Origin of the sequence: Streptomyces sp. NPDC002730 (genome assembly GCF_042888805.1) — a bacterium.
Taxonomy (GTDB): Bacteria; Actinomycetota; Actinomycetes; order Streptomycetales; family Streptomycetaceae; genus Streptomyces.
Window position 1 is genome coordinate 447,153 of sequence record NZ_JBIAQG010000006.1, and the last position, 21,948, is coordinate 469,100.

The 21,948-nt window shown below is 68.7% G+C and carries 20 protein-coding genes and 1 riboswitch; of the genes, 5 read left to right on the forward strand and 15 right to left on the reverse strand.

Going from position 1 to position 21,948, the window contains the following annotated elements:
• The first annotated feature begins 69 nt into the window (after window positions 1–69).
• Window positions 70–1,332 carry a glycosyltransferase 87 family protein gene (locus ACFYXH_RS18300; RefSeq protein ID WP_389563685.1) on the forward strand — a complete coding sequence of 421 codons (1,263 nt, stop codon included), beginning with the start codon at window positions 70–72 and terminating at the stop codon, window positions 1,330–1,332.
• Here the strand turns inward: ACFYXH_RS18300 and ACFYXH_RS18305 are convergent.
• The 5 genes from ACFYXH_RS18305 to ACFYXH_RS18325 all read right to left on the reverse strand — a co-directional run bounded on the left by ACFYXH_RS18305 (window position 1,286) and on the right by ACFYXH_RS18325 (window position 6,780).
• Window positions 1,286–2,524, reverse strand: a complete 1,239-nt coding sequence (locus ACFYXH_RS18305; protein WP_389563688.1) for a hypothetical protein — start codon at window positions 2,522–2,524, stop codon at window positions 1,286–1,288. The genes ACFYXH_RS18300 and ACFYXH_RS18305 overlap by 47 nt on opposite strands.
• 28 nt (window positions 2,525–2,552) lie before the next feature.
• On the reverse strand, window positions 2,553–3,581 hold the full coding sequence (locus tag ACFYXH_RS18310) for an NlpC/P60 family protein (protein ID WP_389563691.1): 1,029 nt from the start codon (window positions 3,579–3,581) through the stop codon (window positions 2,553–2,555).
• A 210-nt stretch (window positions 3,582–3,791) separates the two neighbouring features.
• Entirely contained in the window at window positions 3,792–4,817 is a 1,026-nt protein-coding gene (locus tag ACFYXH_RS18315) for an NlpC/P60 family protein (protein ID WP_385311160.1), read from the reverse strand.
• Window positions 4,818–5,140: 323 nt separating this feature from the next.
• Window positions 5,141–6,502, reverse strand: a complete 1,362-nt coding sequence (locus ACFYXH_RS18320; protein ID WP_389563694.1) for an NYN domain-containing protein — start codon at window positions 6,500–6,502, stop codon at window positions 5,141–5,143.
• 35 nt (window positions 6,503–6,537) lie between these two features.
• On the reverse strand, window positions 6,538–6,780 hold the full coding sequence (locus tag ACFYXH_RS18325) for a hypothetical protein (protein WP_327323079.1): 243 nt from the start codon (window positions 6,778–6,780) through the stop codon (window positions 6,538–6,540).
• 150 nt (window positions 6,781–6,930) lie between these two features.
• On the opposite strand from ACFYXH_RS18325, the gene ACFYXH_RS18330 reads away from it, so the two are divergent.
• A complete protein-coding gene (locus tag ACFYXH_RS18330; protein WP_389563697.1) occupies window positions 6,931–7,656 on the forward strand; it encodes a rhomboid family intramembrane serine protease in 726 nt (241 codons plus the stop codon).
• Window positions 7,653–7,934 carry an Lrp/AsnC family transcriptional regulator gene (locus ACFYXH_RS18335; RefSeq protein ID WP_005318592.1) on the forward strand — a complete coding sequence of 94 codons (282 nt, stop codon included), beginning with the start codon at window positions 7,653–7,655 and terminating at the stop codon, window positions 7,932–7,934. The genes ACFYXH_RS18330 and ACFYXH_RS18335 overlap by 4 nt, the downstream gene beginning before the upstream one ends.
• Window positions 7,935–8,010: 76 nt before the next feature.
• Here the strand turns inward: ACFYXH_RS18335 and ACFYXH_RS18340 are convergent, their stop codons facing one another.
• The 6 genes from ACFYXH_RS18340 to ACFYXH_RS18365 form a co-directional block, all read right to left on the reverse strand.
• Window positions 8,011–9,426, reverse strand: coding sequence for an aminotransferase class V-fold PLP-dependent enzyme (locus tag ACFYXH_RS18340; RefSeq protein ID WP_389563700.1), 1,416 nt, complete (start codon window positions 9,424–9,426; stop codon window positions 8,011–8,013).
• 207 nt (window positions 9,427–9,633) lie between these two features.
• Window positions 9,634–9,751, reverse strand: a riboswitch (SAM riboswitch).
• Window positions 9,752–9,859: 108 nt separating this feature from the next.
• On the reverse strand, window positions 9,860–10,924 hold the full coding sequence (trpD, locus tag ACFYXH_RS18345; RefSeq protein ID WP_389563703.1) for an anthranilate phosphoribosyltransferase: 1,065 nt from the start codon (window positions 10,922–10,924) through the stop codon (window positions 9,860–9,862).
• A gap of 130 nt (window positions 10,925–11,054) precedes the next feature.
• A complete protein-coding gene (locus ACFYXH_RS18350; protein WP_389563706.1) occupies window positions 11,055–12,683 on the reverse strand; it encodes a cytochrome bc complex cytochrome b subunit in 1,629 nt (542 codons plus the stop codon).
• Window positions 12,680–13,732 carry a Rieske 2Fe-2S domain-containing protein gene (locus tag ACFYXH_RS18355; protein WP_389563709.1) on the reverse strand — a complete coding sequence of 351 codons (1,053 nt, stop codon included), beginning with the start codon at window positions 13,730–13,732 and terminating at the stop codon, window positions 12,680–12,682. Before ACFYXH_RS18355 ends, ACFYXH_RS18350 begins: the two co-directional genes overlap by 4 nt.
• Window positions 13,729–14,538 (reverse strand): c-type cytochrome, encoded by an 810-nt coding sequence (locus ACFYXH_RS18360; protein ID WP_389563711.1) that lies wholly within the window; start codon window positions 14,536–14,538, stop codon window positions 13,729–13,731. The genes ACFYXH_RS18355 and ACFYXH_RS18360 overlap by 4 nt, the downstream gene beginning before the upstream one ends.
• Before the next feature lie 77 nt (window positions 14,539–14,615).
• Window positions 14,616–15,236, reverse strand: coding sequence for a heme-copper oxidase subunit III (locus ACFYXH_RS18365; protein WP_327323087.1), 621 nt, complete (start codon window positions 15,234–15,236; stop codon window positions 14,616–14,618).
• A 170-nt stretch (window positions 15,237–15,406) separates the two neighbouring features.
• Between ACFYXH_RS18365 and ACFYXH_RS18370 the strand changes: the two genes are divergently transcribed.
• Window positions 15,407–15,808: a hypothetical protein gene (locus tag ACFYXH_RS18370; protein ID WP_327323088.1), complete on the forward strand. Its 402-nt coding sequence runs from the start codon at window positions 15,407–15,409 to the stop codon at window positions 15,806–15,808.
• A 15-nt stretch (window positions 15,809–15,823) separates the two neighbouring features.
• On the opposite strand, the gene ACFYXH_RS18375 is transcribed toward ACFYXH_RS18370, so the two are convergent.
• From ACFYXH_RS18375 to coxB, 4 genes are all read right to left on the reverse strand, one after another.
• A complete protein-coding gene (locus ACFYXH_RS18375) occupies window positions 15,824–17,077 on the reverse strand; it encodes an Ig-like domain-containing protein (RefSeq protein WP_389563715.1) in 1,254 nt (417 codons plus the stop codon).
• A gap of 119 nt (window positions 17,078–17,196) precedes the next feature.
• A complete protein-coding gene (locus tag ACFYXH_RS18380; protein ID WP_362675529.1) occupies window positions 17,197–17,595 on the reverse strand; it encodes a cytochrome c oxidase subunit 4 in 399 nt (132 codons plus the stop codon).
• Window positions 17,592–19,343, reverse strand: coding sequence for a cytochrome c oxidase subunit I (ctaD, locus tag ACFYXH_RS18385; RefSeq protein WP_389563718.1), 1,752 nt, complete (start codon window positions 19,341–19,343; stop codon window positions 17,592–17,594). The genes ACFYXH_RS18380 and ctaD overlap by 4 nt, the downstream gene beginning before the upstream one ends.
• On the reverse strand, window positions 19,340–20,296 hold the full coding sequence (gene coxB / locus ACFYXH_RS18390) for a cytochrome c oxidase subunit II (protein WP_389563721.1): 957 nt from the start codon (window positions 20,294–20,296) through the stop codon (window positions 19,340–19,342). The genes ctaD and coxB overlap by 4 nt, the downstream gene beginning before the upstream one ends.
• Before the next feature lie 249 nt (window positions 20,297–20,545).
• Here coxB and ACFYXH_RS18395 point away from each other — a divergent pair, with 249 nt between their 5' ends.
• On the forward strand, window positions 20,546–21,928 hold the full coding sequence (locus tag ACFYXH_RS18395) for a cysteine desulfurase/sulfurtransferase TusA family protein (RefSeq protein ID WP_389563724.1): 1,383 nt from the start codon (window positions 20,546–20,548) through the stop codon (window positions 21,926–21,928).
• Window positions 21,929–21,948: the final 20 nt, after the last annotated feature.

Consider the following 21,948-nt stretch of genomic DNA (forward strand, 5'->3'; position numbering starts at 1 on the left):
ATCGCTCCCGCACGGCCCTGCCCGGCATCATGGGCACCCCTTATCCGGGACGAAAGGAACGAGGTGCTCATGGCGGGCGTAGGCGGCAGCAAGAGCGGCACACGGCTCTCCGTCGCGGTGTGGATCCTCAGCCGGGCCGCGCTGCTGCTCTGCGTCTTCAAGGTCGTCGCACTGCCCGGCCCCGATGTCACCAGCGACGTCTCGGTGATCTACCAGGGCTGGTACGAGGTGCTGAAGACCGGCACATTTCCGCTGGACGACGTCACCTGGCAGTACCCGCCCGCAGCCGCGCTCGCGATCCTCTCCCCCGCCGTGCTGCCCTTCCTCGGCTACGCCTCCGCCTTCTTCGTCCTCGCCCTGCTCAGTGACGCGCTCGTCTTCTGCCTGCTGCTGTACGCGGCCGGGCGGCCCGGCAAATCGCGGCGTGGCCTGTGGGTGTGGACCTGGGGCGTGCCGCTGCTCGGCCCCACCGCGTACGCCCGCTACGACCTGATGGTCACGGCCGTCGCCGTCGCCGCGCTGCTCGCCGGCGCGCGTCATCCGCGGACGCTGGGCGCGCTTGCGGGCTTCGGGGCGCTGCTGAAGATGTGGCCGCTGCTGCTCCTCACGGGCACCCCGCGCGGCCGGGCCACCCGCCGCTCCTGGACCACCGCGGCGGCCACGGCGGCCGGGCTGACGCTGCTGCTCTTCGCGGCACTGCCGGGCGCACTGGCGTTTCTCACCTTCCAGCGCGACCGGGGCACGGAGATCGAGTCGCTGGGCGCGCTGGCCTTCCATGTGGCGCGGCACTTCGGCTGGCAGGGCGACGCGCTGCTCCATTACGGCTCGGTGGAGTTCGTCGGCTCGTACGTCCCTCTCGTCTCCACCCTTGCGCTCGCCCTCAGCCTCCTCGCCCTCGGCTGGCTGGTGCTGTGGCGGCTGCGGACGAAGGAGTTCGGGCCGAGCACGCCGTGCGACGCGGCCTTCGCCGCGGTGCTGCTGTTCACCACCACGAGTCGGGTGATCAGCCCCCAGTACCTGATCTGGCTGGTCGGTGCGGCCGCCGCCTGCCTCGCCTTCCGGGCGAGCCGGATGGCGCTGCCCGCCTGGCTGGTGCTGGCCGCCACGGGGATGACGCTGCTGGAGTTCCCGGTCTGGTTCTCGCATGTGGTGGCGAGCGACCCGCTGGGCGTGCTGCTGCTCGCCGTACGCAACGGGCTGCTGGTCGCCGCGGCGCTGATCGCCTGCCGACGGCTGTGGCGCCAGACGGTGAGCGGGCCGGGCCGCCGTACAGCTCGAGCGCCGATCAGCCTTCCAGCCGCTCGCGCAGATACTCCCGCCACCGCACCGTGAAGTCCGCAGGCGTCGTGCCGAGCACGTCGTTCATCGCCTTCTCCACTGCACCCGCCCGGTCCTTCCCGTCCCCGACGGCCCGGTAGAAGGCGGTCAGCCGCTCCTCGCCCCACCGCGCGGCGATCAGCTCGCAGGCCAGCCAGCCGCCCTCGTACGCCTGCGCCAGCCCGTCCGCGTCGCCGCCGAAGGCGAAGTCCGCGTCGTCCGGCAGCGCGGCGGGCACCTCGCCGCGCTGGACCGCGCGCTGGAGTTCGGGGGCGGTCTGGCCCGTCGTACGACCCGTGCCCCGGTACGCGACCCAGTCCGCGAAGCCCTCCGAGAGCCACATCGGCGTGGCCGCCGAGGTATGCGCGCGGGTGGCCACATGCGTGGTCTCGTGGGTGAGCACGACGCCCTGGCCGAAGTCGCCGAGCACTCCGTACGCGTCCGGGTTGACGATCACCCGGTCCGCGGGCGCCGTCCCGGCCGCTCGGGTCTCGCCGGTGGTGACCGCGGCTATCCCGCGGTATCCGGCGGCCGGCGAGCCCAGCAGCGCGCCCATGGCGTCCAACGAGGCGGGGACGAGCACGACCACGCGGCCCGTCCACTTCGATGGCCAGCCGTCGGAGACGGCGGGCACGGCGCGGTCGGCCGTCGCCGCGAGCCCTCGCAGCCGTTCAGCTTTCTGGCCGACGCCGAGGACGATGCTGTGCCTGCCCCGTACGACCTGGACGTCGCCCTGCTGCCAGAGCTGCTGGGCGGCGCCCTTGGCCGCGCGGTCGGCCGTCACGTACCAGTGGCCGTCGCGTTCGGCCAGCTCCAGCCGGCGGGAAGCGGTGACGGGAGCGGTGTCGTAGCCGTCTATCCGGTAGCGCAGTTGGGCTTCGGCGACGGCTCGCGAGCCCTGGCGCCGCACCTGCCCCAGCCGGTACTCCCAGGAGCGCAGCGGTACGTCCGCGAGGTTCTGGAACTCCCGGCTCGCTGTCGCCCGCAGCTGCGTGGCATCGGGCGCGAAAGCGTCCAGATAGGCGGCCCGGTCGTGGGCGAGGACGGCGGCCGCGCGTCCGTCCAGTGTCCGCCGGATGTCCCGCACGGTGGTGTCGGACGCCTCGGGGGCCGCGCAGCCGGACGCCAGCAGCGCCGCGGCGAGGCCCAGCCCCGCCGTACGCCGCATTGCCCGAACCCGGCGCCTCGTGCGCCCCTGACCTGCCACCCTGCCGATCGTACGGAACGCGGAGCGGTCAGACGCGCGTCACCGAAGAGATCGGCATCATGGCGACGGGGTCGTAGCGCACCGGCGCGCCCGGGTACGGGGCATGCACCACCTGCCCGTTGCCCATATACATCGCGATATGGCTGGCATCGCTGCGGTATGCCACCAGGTCACCGGGGAGCGCCTCCTCCAGGGAGACCTGCCGGCCGGCGTACCGCTGCGCCTGCGAGGTGCGCGGCAGCCCGACTCCCGCCTTGGCGTACGACCACTGCATCAGCCCCGAACAGTCGAAACCGGACGGCCCGTTGGCGCCCCACACATAGGGCCGTCCGACGGCGCTGCGGGCCGCCCTCACGGCCGCGGCCGCCCGTGCCGAAGCGGGCGCGAGACCGGAGAGTTCGGGCATGGAGCCGCGGCCGGAGCGGGAGATCCGGTCGAAGGCCGCGCGTTCCGCGGACGGCAGGGAGTTCAGCAGCCGCTGCGCCTCGGTGAGCTTGCGCTCGACGGTGCGTTTGTGGCGGGCGGCGGCGGTCCGGCTGCGCTCCAGCTCGGTGAGGTCGCGGGTGACCTCCGCGCGCTCCTGGCCGAGTTTGCGCTGCGCCCGCTGGAGATCGTGCAGGGCGGTCGTCTGGCGCTCGCTGATGCGATCCAGGGTCTGGGCCTTGTCGAGGTAGGTCTCCGGGTCCGCGGAGAGCAGTAACGCGAGCGCGGGGTCGATACCGCCCGAGCGGTACTGCGCGCCCGCCACCGAACCGAGCGCTCCCCGCATCCGGTTGATGCGCTCCTGGCCGCGGGCCACGCTGTCCTGCGCCTGCGCCACCTGCTCACGCAGCCGCGCCATCCGCTCACCGGCCTTGTTGAAGTGCTCGGTGGCCTGCTCGGCCTCCTCGTACAGCCGGTCGACCTTGGTCCGGCCGGCTTCGGTGGCGTCGTGCGGGTCGGCGCTCGCCGGTGCGGCGCCGAGGGCCGCCGCGGCCGTTGCCGCCGCGGCGGACAGGACGGTGACCCGAGCGCTCTGAGTGAGGCCGGACTGTGAGGGTCGGCGATGGGACGCCACGGGCCGCGCTCCCTTCCGCTGTAACGAGGATGTTGCGCGGCAGAGAGTAACCGGGCGACCACGGAGCGGCCAAAAGGCCCAGCCGGGCACATAAAGTGACGCCCCGCCGGAGACCACAGGTCATCGGCGGGGCGCAACGTCAGCGTGAGTTGACCCAATTCGCCCGTTTGGGCGGATGTGAAGGCCGGTCAGCGACGGATCAGGGGGGCGTCAGATGCGTACGCCGAACTGGAACGGCATGTTGCCGATCGACTCGTAGCGCACGCTCGCGCCGGGCTTGGGGGCGTGCAGCACCTGGCCGTTGCCCGCGTAGAAGCCGACGTGGTGCATGTCGCCGTAGAAGATGACCAGGTCGCCCTGCTGGAGCGCACCCTGCGAGTAGATGCGGGTGCCGGCGTTGGCCTGCGACTGGGAGGTGCGCGGTATGGAGACACCGGCCTGCGCGTACGCCCAGGAGGTCAGCCCGGAGCAGTCGAAGGAGCTGGGGCCGGAGGCGCCGTAGACGTACGGCGAACCGATCTTGCTCTGGGCGGCGGAGAACGCGGCGGACGCCCGCTGCGAGGCCGGGACCGCATTGCCGAGGTCCGCACGCGAGTTGTCGCGGTTGGCGCGGGACTCGTCGGCCGAGAGCGCGGCGCGCTCCTGCGCGGTGAGCGAGTTGAGGAGCTTCTGCGCGGCGGCGAGCTTGGTCTGGACTTCCTTCTTCTTCTCGCCGAGCTGCTTGCGGGTGTCGGCCAGGTCGCCGAGCTTGTCCTGGGCCTCCTTGCGCTGCTGCGCAAGGGTCCGCTGCTTCGCCTGGATCTCGGCGAGCGCCTCGGTCTGCTTGGCGCCCAGCTGGTCCAGCGCGGAGGCCTTGTCCAGGTAGCTGTCCGGGTCGGCCGAGAGGAAGAGCTGCACGGCGGGGTCGATGCCACCGGAGCGGTACTGGGCGCTGGCCACCGAACCGAGGCCGTCGCGCAGGGTGTTGAGCTCGTCCTGACCGCGGGCGACCTTGTCCTGCAGCGCGTCGATCTCCTTGTCGAGCTTCGCCTGCTGCTCCTTGGCCCCGTTGTAGTTCTCGGTGGCCTTCTCCGCCTCTTCGTAGAGCTTGTCGACCTTCTCCTTGACCTCGCTCTTGCTCGGCTTCGGGTCGGCCTGGGCGGCCTGGGAGGTCAGGGCTACGGCCGCGGCGGCGGTCGCGGTGAGCACGGTCACACGGGTGCGGCTCGGCTGCTTGGGTCGACGGTGGGACGCCACGAAGGCGAGCTCCTTCTTCCTCGAGCCGCCTACCGGGCTGTGGGGGGTTTGAATCCCCGGCGTCCGCACTTCATTTCCCTGGGGGAAAAAGGGATGAACTGCACGAACTCGGCGGTTCCTTCGCTGTCGCCCCGGATGGGCAATCAACCGCGCGAAGGTTCGAGGCCCGACCCTAGTGACCTTCTTGTGATCAGTTCAAATCCTGATGAGAAAAATCTGCTTCCCCGAGCACATTCTTTACATACATCACACGCGTAGTAGCGGCCACTTGACACTACGTCCGTCAGAGAAATAGCTAATTCGGGCATTTGGCACGGTAGTTACTAGACGCGCGAAAGCCGCTTCAGCAACAAGGCGGACGCGACCGGCCTGGCGCCGGCCTTCGCCACTCCGTCGGCGACTTCGCGGTCGGTGGAGACCACCACCACGGGCCTGCCCGGCGGCTCCGCCCGTACCAGCTGTCGGATCAGCTCGTCCGCGGTCACGCCCGCCTTCGAGAACAGCACCCGCACCCCGCGCGGCGGCGCCAGCAGCACCGGCGCCGCCAGCTCCGCACCGTCGAAGACACAGGTGATCTCGGCACCGGTCTGCGCCGCGAGCATCGAGAGCCCGCCGAGCAGCCGCAGCCGCTGCTTCTCCAACGGCATCGTCGGATAGCCGGTCTTGGTGACGTTGTAGCCGTCCACCACCAGATGCGCCTGCGGCAGCGCGAGCAGCTGCTCGAGCAGGGCGGGATCGGTCTCGGAAAGCGCACGGGCCGCGATGTCCTTGGGTGACATCCGGCCCGGCTCGACCGCGTCGACCGTGTCCGCGGGATGGATGCCGGCGGGCGGCAGGGCCAGCTCACGGCGCAGCCCCTGGGCCGCGTCGAGCACCGTGTCCAGCAGCAGCCGCAGCCGCATGTCCTCGATCGAGCGGCCCTCGCGGGCGGCCCGGCGGCCGGCCTCCACCGCCGCGTCGGCCTCGGCGAGGCGTGCCTTCAGCCGCCGGCTCTCGCTCTCGGCCGACGACACCTGGGTGGCGGCCTCCGACCTGATCGTCTCGGTCTCGGCGTCTCTGCGGCGCAGCGCGGCCTCACCGCGTTTCACATCGCTCTGGGCACTGCGCAGCTTGCGGCGCAGCGCCTCGGCTTCCTTGCGGGCCGTCTCCAGCTCCGTACGCAGCCGCTCGGTCTCGCTCTTGATCTGACTGCGTGCCTCGGTGAGCTCCTCGCGCAGCCGCTCCAGCTCGCGCCTGCCCGCCTCGTCGGCGCGCTCGGCGTCCGCCCGCTGAGCCTCCTCGCCCGCGGCGGCGACGAGTTTCACCCATCCGGTGGGCCGCAGGACATAGGCGGCGGCCGCCACATCGACAGGATCGGCGGCCGCGGGCGGCGATCCGGACTCCAGCGCCCGGGACAGTTCGGGCTGGGCCTGGCTGAGCCGCTCGCCGATGCGCTGCCGGAAGACCGGGTCGCTCTCCAGGGCTGCGGCCATCGCATTGCCGGCGTACTTGGCACGCCGGGTCGGGGTGAAACGGGCGTACTGTCTCAACTGGGCCGGAAGTTCGGCGACGGTCAGGCCGCCGAAAGCGTCCGAGACCAGCGCCATGACCCTGCGCCGTACGCCTTCCGGCAGCGGGCGGTCGAGCGCCTCGGCGGCGTCACCGGCCGCACCGGCCGGCTCATCGCCGCTTGCAGGCTGCTCCACAATCCGTCACCCCACTACCCGTTCGGGCCGCTCCGTCAGGAAGCAGCGCCCGGCCTGTCCACCAGCTCGATCTGGTCCACCGCATTGCACCACCGGCAGCGCACCGACTCGATGGTCTCACTGACCACCTCGCGCTCCTCGACCGTCGGCTCTCCGGCCAGGTCCAGATGGACGTATTCGACGACCTTCGAGGAACGGGTGACATCGAAGCGGGTGAGGTTGCCGCAGAGCGTGCAGCGCCAGCGGGTCTCGGCCGTCGCCGGGGGAACCGTCGTCATCGTGCCGTCCTTTTTCGTGGTGCGAGTGCGGGTGCCGCTGTGCGCCGTCGAACTGCGGATGTACTGCCTGTAACCCTACGGCCTCGCGGGTCCCCGTTGACGCGGCGAGGCACTCTGTACCGTTCAGCCCCACTACGCCATGCTCTGTCCATGATCGGTTGGTGGGGTGCGGTCCGGGGCGCGGCCTCGGGACCTGCGATGACGTACGGCGCGATCGCCGTCTGCTGCGCGGTGTTCGTCCTCAGCCCCGTCTCGGGCCTCGATCCGGTGTACGGCACCGGTGACGCGCTGCTCTCCGCGCAGAGCACATACTTCGAGCGCTGGGGCGTGATCCCCGTCGACTTGATGAGCAGTTCCTCCTCCCGGGCGCTGATCACACCCCTCACCGCCCTCTTCGTCCACGGCAGTTGGCTGCACCTGCTGGGCAACATGCTCTTCCTGTACGTATTCGGGGCGATGGCCGAGGAACGGATGGGGCAGCTGGAGTTCGCTCTCTTCTATCTGGGCTGCGGCTATCTGGCGCTGCTCGTCTACGCGGCGGCCAACGCCGGCTCCGAGCAGACCCTGGTGGGAGCCTCCGGGGCGATCTCGGGCGTGCTCGGCGCCTTCCTCTACCTCTTCCCGAAGGCCCGGGTCACCAGTCTCTTCCCGTTCCTCTTCTTCCTGCCGCTGCGCTTCCCCGCCTGGATCGTGCTGATCTTCTGGTTCGTCCTGCAATGGCTGGCGGCGCAGAGCGCGGGCAGCGGCCCGGGCGTCGCATATCTCGCACATCTGGTGGGGTTCGGGACGGGCTTTCTCTACGCCTGGGGACGTTTCCGGCATGGGACTAGAGTGAAGGCCCAAGCAGCGGCCACCGAGGGAGAAAGCCAACCGTGATCACCGCGATCGTGCTCATCAAGACCAGCGTGGACCGGATCCCCGAGATCGCCGAGTCGATCGCCGCGCTGGACAGCGTCAGCGAAGTCTTCTCCGTCACCGGTACGTACGACCTCATCGCCATGGTGCGGGTGGCCAAGCACGACGATCTCGCGGATGTCATCCCCGGCCGGATCAGCAAGATCCCGGGCGTCGAGGGGACCGACACACACGTCGCCTTCCGTACGTACTCGCAGCACGACCTCGAGGCGGCCTTCGCGATCGGCCTCGACGCGTAACGCCTGCGACACGACGAAGCCCCCGGACCGGCCGGTCCGGGGGCTTCGTCGTCCGTTCGGGCTCAGACGGCCGGGCTCAGACGGCCGGGACGCAGCGGCCGTCCTCCGTGCGGTAGTTCCACTGCGCACCGTCGCTGACGAGTTCCTTCACCGCCCGTACGAAACGCTCCACATGCTCGTCCGGCGTACCGGCGCCGAAGCTGACCCGGATCGCGTTGAGCGAACGCTCGCCCGGCTCGGCCTCCGGCGCGCCGCACTCGCCCGGGTCCTGCGGGTCGCTGCCCAGCAGGGTCCGCACCAACGGGTGGGCGCAGAAGAGTCCGTCCCGTACCCCGATGCCGTACTCCGCCGAGAGCGCGGCCGCGAAGTGCGAGCTGTTCCAGCCCTCGACGACGAAGGAGATGACGCCGACGCGCGGCGCGTCGTCCCCGAACAGCGAGAGCACCTTGACCTGCTCCACCTCCGCCAGACCGGTACGGACCTTGGCGACCAGCTGCTGCTCACGGGCGACGAGGCTGTCGAAGCCTGCCTCGGTGAGCGCCTTGCAGGCGGAGGCGATGGAGTACACGCCGATGACGTTCGGTGAACCGGCCTCGTGCCGGGCGGCCGTGGTGTGCCAGTCGACGTCCACGCCGCCGTCCGTACGCCGGGCGACCTTGCGGGACGCACCGCCGCCCGCGAGGTACGGCTCCGCGTCCTGCAGCCAGTCCGCGCGCCCCGCGAGCACACCCGAGCCGAACGGCGCGTACAGCTTGTGCCCGGAGAAGGCGACCCAGTCGACGTCCAACTCCTGTACGGAGACCGGGTGGTGGGGCGCGAGCTGGGCGGCGTCGAGCACGATCCGCGCGCCATGGGCGTGGGCAGCGGCCGCCAGCTCCTTGACCGGCCACAGTTCACCGGTGACATTCGACGCTCCGGTCACACAGACCAGGGCGGGCCCGTACTCCTCGTCGACGGATGCGGTGCGGTCGGCGAGCGCGCGCTCCAGCGTCCCGACGGCCTCGGCCGGCGTACGCGGCGCGTTCAGGTAGGTCACCCGGGCGTCGCGCCACGGCAGCAGCGAGGCGTGGTGCTCGGTCTCGAAGACGAAGACCTGGCAGTCGGCGGGGAGCGCGGCGGCCAGCAGGTTCAGCGAGTCGGTGGTGGAGCGGGTGAAGACGACCTGGTCGCCGGCGCGGCAGTCGAGGAACTCCCCGACCGTCGCGCGGCTGTTCTCGAAGAGGTCGGTGGAGAGCTGCGAGAGGTACCCGGCGCCGCGGTGCACGCTGCCGTAGTACGGGGCGTAGGCGGCCACGTCGTCCCACACCCGCTGCAGGGCCGGGGCGCTCGCCGCGTAGTCGAGGGCCGCGTACGTGACCTCGCCGCCGGTGACGAGCGGAACGGTCACATCGCGGCCGAGGACCGGAAGCGGCGCTGCGCAGACGGGGTCGGCGGACTCGGAGGAAGCAGCGGAGGCGGTGGCGGTCTCAACGGTGTTCGGGCGTGCGGACATGGCGGTATCTCCCGGCAGGACAAGGCGGAATGGCTTCGACGAACCCGCACGGCAGCCAGCTGAAGGCTCTGTGTACGGGGATTTCCCTCGCATGTCACGGCGATCGCGTGATGTGAGGGTCTGCTGAAGAAGGGGCTGATCAGCCCTATCGCATTCGCTTGCTCACGAGACTGCTCCCTTGAGGACCAGGACCCCAGGGTGTGCAGGGGTCCGCGCTTGCCGTAGACCTCTCTGCCTACGGCCTGGTCTTCACCCGGGGCACCCCGCCACGGACGGAGGGTTGCCGGACAGCGAGCCGGGGCCTAAATCGCTGTCACTCATGACCTTGAAGAGCATCCTGCCATACGGCTCACAACGCGCAAGGCGCGGTCCAGTTCCTGAGACAGGGAAAGGAACCGCGCCTTGCGTCGCGCCACTGCGGGCTCAGGCGTTCTCAGGCGTTACTGGCGGCGATCCACCGCTCGAGTGCCGCTTTGGCCGCGCCCGAGTCGATCGAAGCGGCGGCCTTGGCAATGCCCGCCGCGAGCTGCTCGTTCAGGCTGCGGTCCGTCGGCTCCAGCGCCACCAGAGCGGCAGCCGCGTTGAGCAGCACCGCGTCCCGTACGGGCCCGCCCTCGCCGCTCAGCAGCCGTCGCGCGACATCGGCGTTGTACGAGGCGTCCGCGCCCCGCAGGGCCTCCACGGGCACCATGTCGATGCCGACGTCCCGCGGGTCGAAGGCCTCCTCGCGCACCGCCCCGTCGCGTACCACCCACACCCGGGAGGTGGCCGTCGTGGTCAGCTCGTCCATACCGTCGTTGCCGCGGAAGACCAGCGCCGAGGAGCCGCGCTCGGCGAGCACCCCGGCCATGATCGGCGCCATCCGGGCGTCCGCGACGCCGGTGGCCTGGGCCTTCACCCTCGCCGGGTTGGTGAGTGGGCCGAGGAAGTTGAACGTGGTGCGGATACCCAGCTCCTTGCGGGCGGCCGCCACATGCCGCAGCGCCGGATGGAACTTCACCGCGAAGCAGAAGGTGATGCCCGCCTCTTCCGCGACCTCGACGACCCGCTGCGGGGTGAGCTCGAGATTGACGCCGAGCTTCTCCAGTACGTCGGAGGCGCCGCTCGCCGATGACGCGGCACGGTTTCCGTGCTTGACGACCTTCGCGCCCGTTCCGGCGACGACGATCGCGGACATCGTGGAGATGTTCACGGTCTTGGAGCCGTCACCGCCCGTGCCGACGATGTCGACGCTGGGGCCCGGCACCTCGATCAGGTTCGCGTGCTCGTACATGGTCCGTACGAGACCGGAGATCTCCTCGACCGTCTCGCCCTTGGCCCGCAGCGCGACCGCGAAACCGGCGATCTGGGCGTTGGTCGCCTCGCCGCTGAGGATGCGGTCCATGGCCCAGGCGGTGGCGTCGGCGCCCTGGTCACGGTTGCTGAGGAGAGCTTCGAGTACGCGGGGCCAGGAGAGGTCCGCCACGCTGTCGCCGCCAACCGGGGTCACAACGTTCATGGTCCACTCCAGGGTCCACAGCCGAATAGGGATGGGTCCACCCTATCCAGCCCCGCAGACGGCGAAGAGCCCCGTCCATCGAATGGACGGGGCTCCCGCTGTGGCGATCAGCTCGGATCGTTAAGGGCGATCAGTGGTGGCCGTGGCCGCTGGTGATCTCCTGGTACTCCTCGCCGGTCGGCTTGGGGATCTGGTTCCCCTCGCCGTAGTAGCTCTTGCTGAGCTTGGCCCTGAGCTTCTGCAGGCGGCTCACCTTGCGCTCGACACCGTTCTCGTCGACCGTCGGGCCGATCTCGGCGGGCGTGTACTGGTGGTGCGCGGTGAGCGTGTGCAGCTGCCCCTGCGAGAGCGGCTCGTGGATCTCGACGAACTCACCGTGCGGCAGCCGCTTGATGATGCCGGACTCCCGCCCGTGCAGCACCTTGTCGTGGTCACGCCGCTGCAGACCCAGGCAGATCCGCTTGGTGATGACGAACGCGATGACCGGGGCGACGAAGAAGGCGATCCGGGCGAACCAGGTGATGCTGTTGATCGACAGGTGGAAGAAGACGGCGAACAAGTCGTTGCCACCGGCGATCAACAGAATGACGTACCAGGTCAGCCAGGCCACACCGAAAGCCGTACGGGTCGGGGCGTTGCGCGGGCGGTCCAGGATGTGGTGCTCGCGCTTGTCCCCCGTGATCCAGGACTCGATGAACGGGTAGACCGCGATCGCGACCAGGATCAGCGGGAAGATCATCAGCGGTACGAACACACCCAGAGCGAGCGTGTGTCCCGCGAAATTGATCTCCCAGCCGGGCATCGCACGGATCAGGCCCTCGGAGAAGCCCATGTACCAGTCCGGCTGGGCGCCGGTGGAGACCTGGTCCGGGCGGTACGGGCCGAGCGCCCAGATCGGGTTGATCGAGGCGATGGCCGCGATGACCGAGATGACACCGAAGACCAGGAAGAAGAAGCCTCCGGCCTTGGCCATGTAGACCGGCAGCAGCGGCATGCCGACGACGTTCTTGTTGTTCCGGCCGGGGCCCGCGAACTGCGTGTGCTTGTGGTAGAAGACCAGGATCAGGTGCGCCACCAGCAGGCCCATCATGATGCCCGGCAGCAGCAGGATGTGGATCGAGTAGAACCGGGCGACGAAGTCACCGCCCGGGAACTCACCGCCGAACAGGAACATCGACAGGTACGTGCCGACGATCGGCATCGACAGGATCGCGCCCTCCATGAAGCGCACACCTGTACCGGAGAGCAGGTCGTCCGGGAGCGAGTAGCCGGTGAAGCCGGTGAACATACCGAGCACCAGCAGCAGGAAGCCGAAGAGCCAGTTGATCTCGCGCGGCTTGCGGAAGGCGCCCGTGAAGAAGACGCGCATCATGTGCACGAGCATGCCCGCGACGAAGATCAGCGCCGCCCAGTGGTGGATCTGCCGGATCAGCAGACCACCGCGGACGTCGAAGCTGATGTCCAGGGTCGAGGCATACGCCTCGGACATCCGGATGCCCTGCATCGGGACATACGTGCCGTGGTACTCCACCTCGTTCATGCTCGGGTGGAAGAACAGCGTCAGATACACACCCGTGAGGATGATGATGATGAAGCTGTAGAGGCAGATCTCACCCAGCATGAAGGACCAGTGGTCCGGGAAGATCTTCCGCATGTTGGCCTTGGCCAGGGAGTAGATCCCGAGCCGGCCGTCCGCCCAGTCGGCGACCCGCTCACCTGCGGGCGCCTTGCGGTTCTTGTCGTCGCTCGCAGTACTCATCCGCGCTCCCAGAAGGAAGGACCAACGGGCTCGTCGAAGTCGCCGAGCGCCTCGAGGTTTCCATCGTCATTCACACCGATCCGCAGCTGCGGAAGGGCGTGACCGGCCGGGCCGAAGATGACGCGGGCGCCGTCGGAGAGGTCGAAAGTGGACTGGTGGCACGGGCAGAGCACGTGGTGCGTCTGCTGCTCGTACAGGCTGATCGGGCAGCCGACGTGCGTGCAGATCTTGGAGTACGCCACGATGCCGTCGTGTGACCACTCGAGCTCGCGCTTGTCCTTGATCTCATCCGGCTGGATCCGGACAATCATCAGGGCCGCCTTGGCGATCTGCTTCTGGAAGTCCTCCGCGTGCTCCTCCAGGCCCTCGGGCATGGCGAAGGTGAGCGAACCCACGGCGATGTCCTCGGGACGCAGCGGCTCATGGGTGTTCATGTTGATGAGCTGCTTGCCCTTGGCCCACATCGTCTTGCGGAGCTTCTGCTCGGGCAGCGGCCCGAGGTCCCGCAGCAGCATCAGACCGGAGAGCGGCACCAGGGCCAGCGCGCCGAACATGGTGTTGCGGATCAGCTTGCGCCGGCCGAAGCCGGACTCCTCCGCGCCCGCGGCGAAGTCGGCCATCACCTTGGCCTTGACCTCGGGCTCGGCCGCGATGGGGTGACGCTCGTCGGCGACCTCCACATCGGACATCAGGGTGCGGGCCCAGTGGACCGCTCCCGCGCCGATGCTGAAGAGCGCCACACCGAGGGTGATACCCAGGGAGAAGTTGAGCGCGCTCACATGCCCGAACGGGAAGATGAAGACGATCTTGTCGACCGGGAAGATCACGTACGAGGCGATGAAGCCGATCGTGGCCAGCATCGACAGCGTGAACATGAAGGCGACAGCACGCTCGGAGCGCCTGGCGGCCCGCTCGTCGATGTCCTGGATGCGCGGCTTGTGGGCCGGCAGCCCCGGGTCCGCGAACGGATCGTCCGCGACCTTTACCGCGCCGTGCGCGGAGCCCTGCTCTGTCGGCAGGTTCTCTTCTGGATTCTCTTGGCTGCTCATGACTTCTTGGCCTTAGCGGTGTGGGCCGCGACCCAGATGGCGACTGCGATCAGCGCACCCAGACCGAAGATCCAGCCGAACAGACCCTCGCTGACGGGGCCGAGGCCACCGAGCTTGAGACCGCCGGGGCTCTCGGAGTCGTCGCCGTTCACCGTCTTGATGTACGCGATGATGTCCTGCTTCTCCTTCTCCGGCAGCGTGGTGTCGGGGAAGGAGGGCATGTTCTGCGGGCCGGTCTGCATGGCCTCGTAGATGTGCTTGGGGTCCACGCCCTCAAGGTTCGGGGCGTACTTGCCGTTCGTCAGGGCACCGCCCTCACCCGTGAAGTTGTGGCACTGGGCGCAGTTGGTACGGAACAGGTCGCCACCCTTGGCGATGTCCGCACCTTCCGGGCTGTACTGCTTCTCGGTCGGCGTGATCGGGCCGGCGCCGAGGGAGGCCACGTAAGCCGCGAGCTGGTCGATCTCGCTCTGCGAGTAGATGACCTTCTTCGCCGGCACCTGTGCGCCGGGCTGCTGGGCGGGCATCCGGCCCGTGCCGACCTGGAAGTCGACAGCGGCGGAGCCCACGCCGACGAGGCTCGGGCCGTCAGAGGTCCCCTGACCGCCGGTCCCGTGGCAGCTGGCGCAGCCGACGGTGTAGAGCTTCTGGCCCTCCTCGATGGCGAGGGACTGGGCGGTTTCATCGGCCTGCGCCTTGTCCGCGGGTGCGAACGCGGCGTACAGCCCCCCAGTGGCCGCCAGCGCGAGGAGTAGGACGACGACCGCCGCCAGCGGATGGCGTCGTCGTGCGGAGAGCTTTTTCACGGATTACCCCGGTGTCAGGATCTTCTGCGTCGATGCTTCTGGACTGTGTCTGCTTCAGGCAACGAGTGCCTGCGCCGTTACTTGATCATGTAGATCGTGGCAAAGAGGCCGATCCAGACGACATCGACGAAGTGCCAGTAGTAGGACACGACGATGGCGGCGGTTGCCTGCTCGTGCGTGAATCTCCTCGCCGCGTACGTCCTGCCGAGTACCAGCAGGAACGCGATGAGGCCGCCCGTCACGTGCAGGCCGTGGAAGCCGGTGGTCAGGTAGAACACCGAGCCGTACGGGTCGGAGGACAGCGAGAGGCCGTCCTTCTTGACCAGTTCGGTGTACTCGAAGACCTGACCGCCGATGAAGATCGCACCCATCACGAACGTGATCGAGAACCAGGTGCGGAGCTTCTTCACATCGCCCCGCTCCGCGGCGAAGACGCCGAGCTGGCAGGTGAGGGAGGAGAGCACCAGGATCGTGGTGTTCGTCGCGGAGAACGGGAAGTTCAGGGCCGAAGCCATTTCCTTCCAGTGCTCGGCGCCCGTCACCGATCGCAGGGTGAAGTACATCGCGAAGAGGGCCGCGAAGAACATCAGCTCGGAACTCAGCCAGATGATGGTTCCGACGCTGGTGAGGTTCGGCCGATTGACCGACGGGTGCGCGTGCCCGGTTTCTACTGTCGTTGCTGTCGCCACGACCGACATTATGTCGGTCGCTTATCCCGCCCTCACCCCGGGGGGTGCCGTTCGGTGTGTCAGTGGGGTGTGTCCTGCCCGAACGGCCCATCGAAGCCATGTCCGAACCGCTGTTGACAGGCAGTCGGACGGAGTAGCATCCGCCGCATCGGTTCCTGATCCAACGAGGCGGAGGAACAATGCAGGCGACTGCCACGGTGCTGGTCTACAGCGATGACTCGGGCACCCGCGAGCAGGTGCGGTTGGCAGCGGGACGCAGGCCGGCCGCCGATCTGCCGCCGGTGGAGTTCCTGGAGTGCGCGACCCTGCCTGCCGTCCTGAAAGCGCTGGACGAGGGCGGTGTCGATGTCTGCGTACTGGACGGCGAGTCGGTTCCCGCGGGCGGTATGGGCGTCTGCCGGCAGATCAAGGACGAGATCTTCAACTGCCCGCCCGTACTGCTGCTGATGGGCCGCCCGCAGGACGCCTGGCTGGCCACCTGGAGCCGTGCGGAGGCCGCGGTGACCCTTCCGGTCGAGCCGGTGGAGTTCGCGGACTCCCTGGCCGCCCTGCTGCGCCGCAGGCTCGCCGTTCAGGCCTGAGGCCGCCCGGCCGGGTCAGACCTGGGGACGCAGTCGCGCCGCGTCGTCGGGGCTGCTGCCGTCCCTGGTCCCGGCCACCAGGGCGCTGCCCTTGCGCCATGTGTCCCAGGACAGGTTCCAGTCGCCGAAGCCGTTGCCGAAGGGGTCCATTTCGGCGCCGGCGCTGTTGATGACCTTGACTATGTCGCCCTCGCGCACGGTCTTGTAGAACCAGGCGGCATTGCTCGTGGACATCCCGGTGCAGCCGTGGCTGACGTTCGCGTACCCCTGTGAGCCGACGGACCACGGCGCGGCGTGGACGTACTCACCGCTCCAGGTGACGCGGGTCGCGTAGTAGACGGACAGGTCGTACGATTCCGCGCTGCCCGCGGAGATACCGATGCTGGTGCCGCGCATCCGTACGAAGTACTCCTTGCCGAGCACGACCTTGATTCCGTTCCGGGTGGAGAAGCCGGGCTTGCCGGTGGTCACCGGAATGGTGTTGATCACTTCTCCGTTGCGCCTGACCGTCATCTGGTGCGCGCCGGCGTCGGTTATGGCTTCTATTCGGTCCCCGATGGTGAGTTTCAGCGGCTGCGAGGCGCCGCCGTAGAGCTTGTCGGCGACCTTGACGCCCTGGAGGTTGCTGACCGCGCTGACGGTCGCGCCTGCGGGCCAGTACTCCTTCGGGCGGAAGTGCAGCTTCTTGTCGTCCACCCAGTGCCAGGTGCCCTCCACTGCGGGCGTGGACTCGACCTTCAGGGCGCTTTCGACGACCGCCCTGGCCGCCTTGTCCCTGACCGGGGCGGTGAGCTCCGCGGTGATGGGCTGGCCCACCCCGTACGTGCCCGCCTTCGGGCCGAATTGGACGGTCAGGAGCTTCTTGGAGGGCGCGGTCTCAAAGGTGATCGTCCGGGTGCCCGGGAAGCCGTCCTCGTCCTCCATGGAGACCTTCACGGTGTACTTGGCGCCGGCCGACAGGGGCGCTGTGGAGCGCCAGCGGCCGCCGTCCGCGGAGAGTTCGCCGGCGAGGTGGTGGCCCCGTTCGTCGGTCACCATGACATCGGTGATCCGGCCGTCACTGCCGTCGACGGTGATCTCGAGAGGCTTGTCCGGGTCCGCTTTGGCGCTGTCGGACGGCGCGTTGAAGGAGATCTGTTCCGCCGCGTCGTACGGGTTCGCGGCGAGCGGGTTTCCGTCGGAACCGAAGCACGCGGCCGCGCCCGCCCCGAGGGACACGACCAGCAGGGTGCAGCTGACGACGGTGCGTATGTGCGGGGTGTGGTTCATAAGCACACGTTATGAAGATCGGTCAATAACGGCGCGCCGGGTGACTGCAAACGAGGGGCCCGGATCCCTCTCAGGAGTGAGTGGGATCCGGGCCCGGCCCGTGTACTGCTGACGCGGTGTTACTGGTTCTGGTTCTCACCGCGGTAGAACTCGAACACCCAGCCGAACAGGCCGACCAGGATGACCGGGGCGGAGAAGTACAGCAGCCACCAGCCGAAGACGACGCCCATGAAGGCGAGCGCGCCACCGATGCCGAGCGCGAGCGGCTGCCAGCTGTGCGGGGCGAAGAACCCCACCTCGCCAGCCTCGTCCGCTACGTCGGCCTCCTTGTCGTCCTGGGCCATGGCGTCCACTCGCCGGGCCGTGAAGGCCAGGTAGTAGCCGATCATGACGCTCAGGCCGAAGGCCAGGAAGAGCGCGGTGGTACCGGCCGGCTCCTTCGACCACACGCCGTACAGGACGGCGACGGCGAGGATGAAGACGCTCAGCCAGAGGAACATCTTGCCTTGGATCTTCACTTGCCGTCCTCCTTGTCACCGGTCTTGCCGCCGGTAAGGACGCTGGCTCCGTGACCGCCGTGCTCGAGCTGGTCGAGAGCGGCGATCTCCGGATGGTGCAGGTCGAACGCCGGGGATTCGGAACGGATCCGCGGCAGGGTGAGGAAGTTGTGCCGCGGCGGCGGGCAGGAGGTCGCCCATTCGAGCGAACGGCCGTAGCCCCACGGGTCGTCGACCTCGATCTTCTTGCCGTACTTGGCCGTCTTCCAGACGTTGTACATGAACGGCAGGACCGACAGACCGAGCAGGAACGAGCTGATCGTGGAGATGGTGTTCAGCGTGGTGAAGCCGTCGGCAGCGAGGTAGTCCGCGTAGCGACGCGGCATGCCCTCGGCACCCAGCCAGTGCTGCACCAGGAACGTGCCGTGGAAGCCGATGAACAGCGTCCAGAAGGTGATCTTGCCGAGCCGCTCGTCCAGCATCTTGCCCGTGAACTTCGGCCACCAGAAGTGGAATCCGGCGAACATCGCGAAGACCACGGTGCCGAAGACGACGTAGTGGAAGTGCGCGACGACGAAGTACGAGTCGGAGACGTGGAAGTCCATCGGCGGCGAGGCCAGGATGACGCCGGTCAGTCCACCGAAGGTGAAGGTGACCAGGAAGCCGATCGTCCAGAGCATCGGTGTCTCGAAGGACAGTGAGCCCTTCCACATGGTGCCGATCCAGTTGAAGAACTTCACACCGGTCGGTACCGCGATCAGGAAGGTCATGAAGGAGAAGAACGGCAGCAGGACGCCGCCTGTGACGTACATGTGGTGCGCCCACACCGTCACGGACAGGCCCGCGATGGCGATCGTCGCGGCCACCAGACCGATGTAGCCGAACATCGGCTTTCGGCTGAAGACCGGAATGATCTCGGAGACGATGCCGAAGAAGGGCAAGGCGATGATGTACACCTCTGGATGGCCGAAGAACCAGAAGAGGTGTTGCCAGAGCAAGGCCCCGCCATTGGAGGCGTCGAAGATATGCGCACCGAATTTGCGGTCCGCCTCCAGCGCGAAGAGCGCGGCGGCCAGCACCGGGAAGGCGAGCAGGACCAGCACACCGGTCAGCAGCACGTTCCAGACGAAGATCGGCATCCGGAACATCGTCATGCCGGGGGCTCGCATGCAGATGATCGTGGTGATGAAGTTGACCGAACCGAGGATCGTGCCGAAGCCGGAGAAGGCCAGACCCATGATCCACATGTCGGCGCCGACGCCCGGCGAACGGACCGCGTCCGACAGCGGGGAGTAGGCGAACCAGCCGAAGTCGGCCGCACCCTGCGGGGTGAGGAAGCCGGCCACCGCGATCAGCGAGCCGAAGAGGTACAGCCAGTACGCGAACATGTTCAGCCGCGGGAACGCCACATCGGGCGCGCCGATCTGCAGCGGCATGATCCAGTTCGCGAATCCGGCGAAGAGCGGCGTCGCGAACATCAGCAGCATGATCGTGCCGTGCATCGTGAACGCCTGGTTGAACTGCTCGTTCGACATGATCTGCGTGCCGGGACGGGCCAGCTCGGCGCGCATGAAGAGCGCCATCAGGCCGCCGATGCAGAAGAACGCGAACGACGTGACCAGGTACATCGTGCCGATGGTCTTGTGATCGGTGGTGGTCAGCCAACTCACGATCACAGTACCCGGCTGCTTGCGCCGTACCGGCAGCTCGTTCTCGTACGAGTCGTCAGCTGCTGCGGCGGCACCCTGAGGTTCGTTGAGGATGCTCACAGTTTGTTCGTCTCCGAGTTCCGGGCCGGGTCCGTCAGCTCAATGCCCGACGGGATGTAGCCGGTCTGCCCCTTCTCCGCCAGCTCCTTCAGATGCTGCTGGTAGCGCTCCGGGGAGACGACCTTGACGTTGAAGAGCATCCGGGAGTGGTCGACGCCGCAGAGCTCGGCGCACTTGCCCATGAAGGTGCCCTCATGGTTCGGGGTCACCTCGAAGGAGTTGGTGTGGCCCGGGATGACGTCCTGCTTCATCAGGAAGGGGACCACCCAGAAGGAGTGGATGACGTCACGAGAGGTCAGGATGAACCGGACCTTCTCTCCCTTGGGCAGCCAGAGCGTCGGGCCCGGGTTTCCGGTCTGCGGGTTCCGGGTGCCGGGGATGCCGGCGTCGTAGACGCCGCCTGCGGCCGCCGGGAACTCCTCGCGGAACCTGTCGGGGATGGCGCCCAGGCTCTTGTTGGTCTTGGCGTCACCCGAGGAGCCTTCGACGTTCTCGATGTAGTTGAAGCCCCAGCTCCACTGGTAGCCGACCACATTGACCGTGTGGGCGGGCTTGGAGAGGGCCAGGAGCTTCGACTCGTCACGCGCGGTGAAGTAGAAGAGCACCGAAACGATGATGAGCGGAACAACCGTGTACAGCGCCTCGATGGGCATGTTGTACCGGGTCTGCGGGGGTACCTCCACCTTGGTGCGGCTGCGCCGGTGGAAGATGACACTCCAAATGATCAGACCCCACACCAGCGCGCCCGTGATGAGCGCTGCCGCCCACGAGCCCTGCCAGAGGGAGAGGATCCGAGGGGCCTCTTCCGTTACCGGGGTGGGCATACCCAGGCGGGGGAAGTCCTCGTATGTGCAACCGGAGGCGGTCGCCAGGACAACACCCGCGGTCAGCACCTGGAGCAGCTTCCGCCGCATCGGGCGCCGCGACGAGCGGTCGGAGCCGTTGGGACTCACGTAGCGCCTTCCCGAGAGTCTCGGCCCGCGCGGCATGCCGCGGCCGTCTCGCTGGTCGGTCGCCGGCCCTGACGCGGGCAGGGGTTTGGATGTTTATGCGGACCAAACCCTACTGGACGCTATTTGGGGTCGCGCGGGGAGGGTGCCCAACGCGCCGCCCGACTCCCCGAAGGGGTGGAATCCCCCCGGAATCCCGGCCTCCGGCAGGCATCTGACGGCCCCTCCGCGCACGGGGGTTAGCGTGGCAGGGTGCCCTACTTCGACGCCGCATCCTCCGCTCCCCTGCACCCGGTTGCCCGGCAGGCCCTGCAGGCCTCCCTGGACGAGGGCTGGGCCGATCCGGCCCGGCTCTACCGTGAGGGGCGGCGCGCCCGGCTGCTGTTGGACGCCGCGCGGGAGGCGGCGGCGGAGGCGGCGGGCTGCCGTCCGGACGAGCTGGTCTTCACCCCTTCGGGGACGCACGCGGTTCACCTGGGTATTTCCGGCGCTCTCGCGGGCCGTCGGCGTGTCGGGCGCCACCTGGTCGTTTCCGCGGTCGAGCACTCCTCGGTGCTCCATTCGGCGGCCGCGCACGAGGCGGCGGACGGCACCGCGGTGACCGAGGTCCCGGTGGACCGGGCCGGAGCGGTCTCTCCTGCCGTGTACGCCGCCACGCTGCGTGAGGACACCGCGCTGGCCTGTCTGCAGTCGGCCAACCATGAGGTGGGTACCGAGCAGCCGGTGGACCTGGTCGCCGAGGCGTGCCGGGCGATCGGGGTGCCGCTGCTGGTGGACGCGGCGCAGTCGCTCGGCTGGGGGCCGGTGGAGGGTGACTGGTCACTGCTCGCGGCGAGTGCCCACAAATGGGGTGGCCCCGCGGGAGTCGGACTGCTCGCCGTGCGCAAGGGTGTCCGGTTTGCCCCTCAAGGGCCCGCCGACGAGCGGGAGTCGGGGCGGACGGCCGGCTTCCAGAACATCCCGGCGATCGTGGCGGCCGCGGCCTCACTGCGGGCGGTGCGGGCGGAGGCGGCGGACGAGGCGGTACGGCTGCGGGCCCTGGTGGACCGGATCCGGGCCCGTGTCCCGGAGCTGGTCCCGGATGTGGAGGTGGTCGGTGATCCGGTGCGCCGGCTCCCCCATCTCGTCACCTTCTCCTGTCTCTATGTCGACGGAGAGACTCTGCTGCACGAGCTGGACCGGGCGGGTTTCTCGGTCTCGTCGGGGTCCTCCTGCACGAGCAGCACGTTGACGCCGAGCCATGTGCTGCGGGCGATGGGTGTGCTGTCGGAGGGAAATGTCCGTGTCTCGCTCCCTCTCGGTACGACCGAGGTGGAGGTGGACCGCTTTCTCGAGGTGCTGCCGGGGGTGGTGGCCGGAGTGCGCGAGCGGCTCGGCGCGCCCGTCGCGGCCACCGGGACCGGTAAGGAGGCGTCGCTGGTCGTGGACGCGCTCGGCAAGCTGTGCCCGATCCCGGTGATCGAGCTGGCGAAGGTGATCGGGGACGTACCGGTCGGTGGCACGGTGACGGTCCTCGCGGACGACGAGGCGGCGCGCCTGGACATCCCGGCGTGGTGCGAGATGCGGGACCAGGAGTACGTGGGTGAGCGGCCGGCGGACCGGGGCGTGGCCTATGTGGTCCGCCGGCGCTCGTAACTGCTGATCGGGACTGCTGA

What these genes read in the sequence shown, in the direction of transcription:
- ACFYXH_RS18375 (WP_389563715.1), bottom strand. Translation starts at nt 17,077, where the DNA reads ATGAACCACACCCCGCACATACGCACCGTCGTCAGCTGCACCCTGCTG.
- ACFYXH_RS18350 (WP_389563706.1), bottom strand. Translation starts at nt 12,683, where the DNA reads ATGAGTACTGCGAGCGACGACAAGAACCGCAAGGCGCCCGCAGGTGAG.
- ACFYXH_RS18325 (WP_327323079.1), bottom strand. Translation starts at nt 6,780, where the DNA reads ATGACGACGGTTCCCCCGGCGACGGCCGAGACCCGCTGGCGCTGCACG.
- ACFYXH_RS18370 (WP_327323088.1), top strand. Translation starts at nt 15,407, where the DNA reads ATGCAGGCGACTGCCACGGTGCTGGTCTACAGCGATGACTCGGGCACC.
- trpD (WP_389563703.1), bottom strand. Translation starts at nt 10,924, where the DNA reads ATGAACGTTGTGACCCCGGTTGGCGGCGACAGCGTGGCGGACCTCTCC.
- ACFYXH_RS18365 (WP_327323087.1), bottom strand. Translation starts at nt 15,236, where the DNA reads ATGTCGGTCGTGGCGACAGCAACGACAGTAGAAACCGGGCACGCGCAC.
- ACFYXH_RS18355 (WP_389563709.1), bottom strand. Translation starts at nt 13,732, where the DNA reads ATGAGCAGCCAAGAGAATCCAGAAGAGAACCTGCCGACAGAGCAGGGC.
- ACFYXH_RS18330 (WP_389563697.1), top strand. Translation starts at nt 6,931, where the DNA reads ATGATCGGTTGGTGGGGTGCGGTCCGGGGCGCGGCCTCGGGACCTGCG.
- ACFYXH_RS18300 (WP_389563685.1), top strand. Translation starts at nt 70, where the DNA reads ATGGCGGGCGTAGGCGGCAGCAAGAGCGGCACACGGCTCTCCGTCGCG.
- ACFYXH_RS18340 (WP_389563700.1), bottom strand. Translation starts at nt 9,426, where the DNA reads ATGTCCGCACGCCCGAACACCGTTGAGACCGCCACCGCCTCCGCTGCT.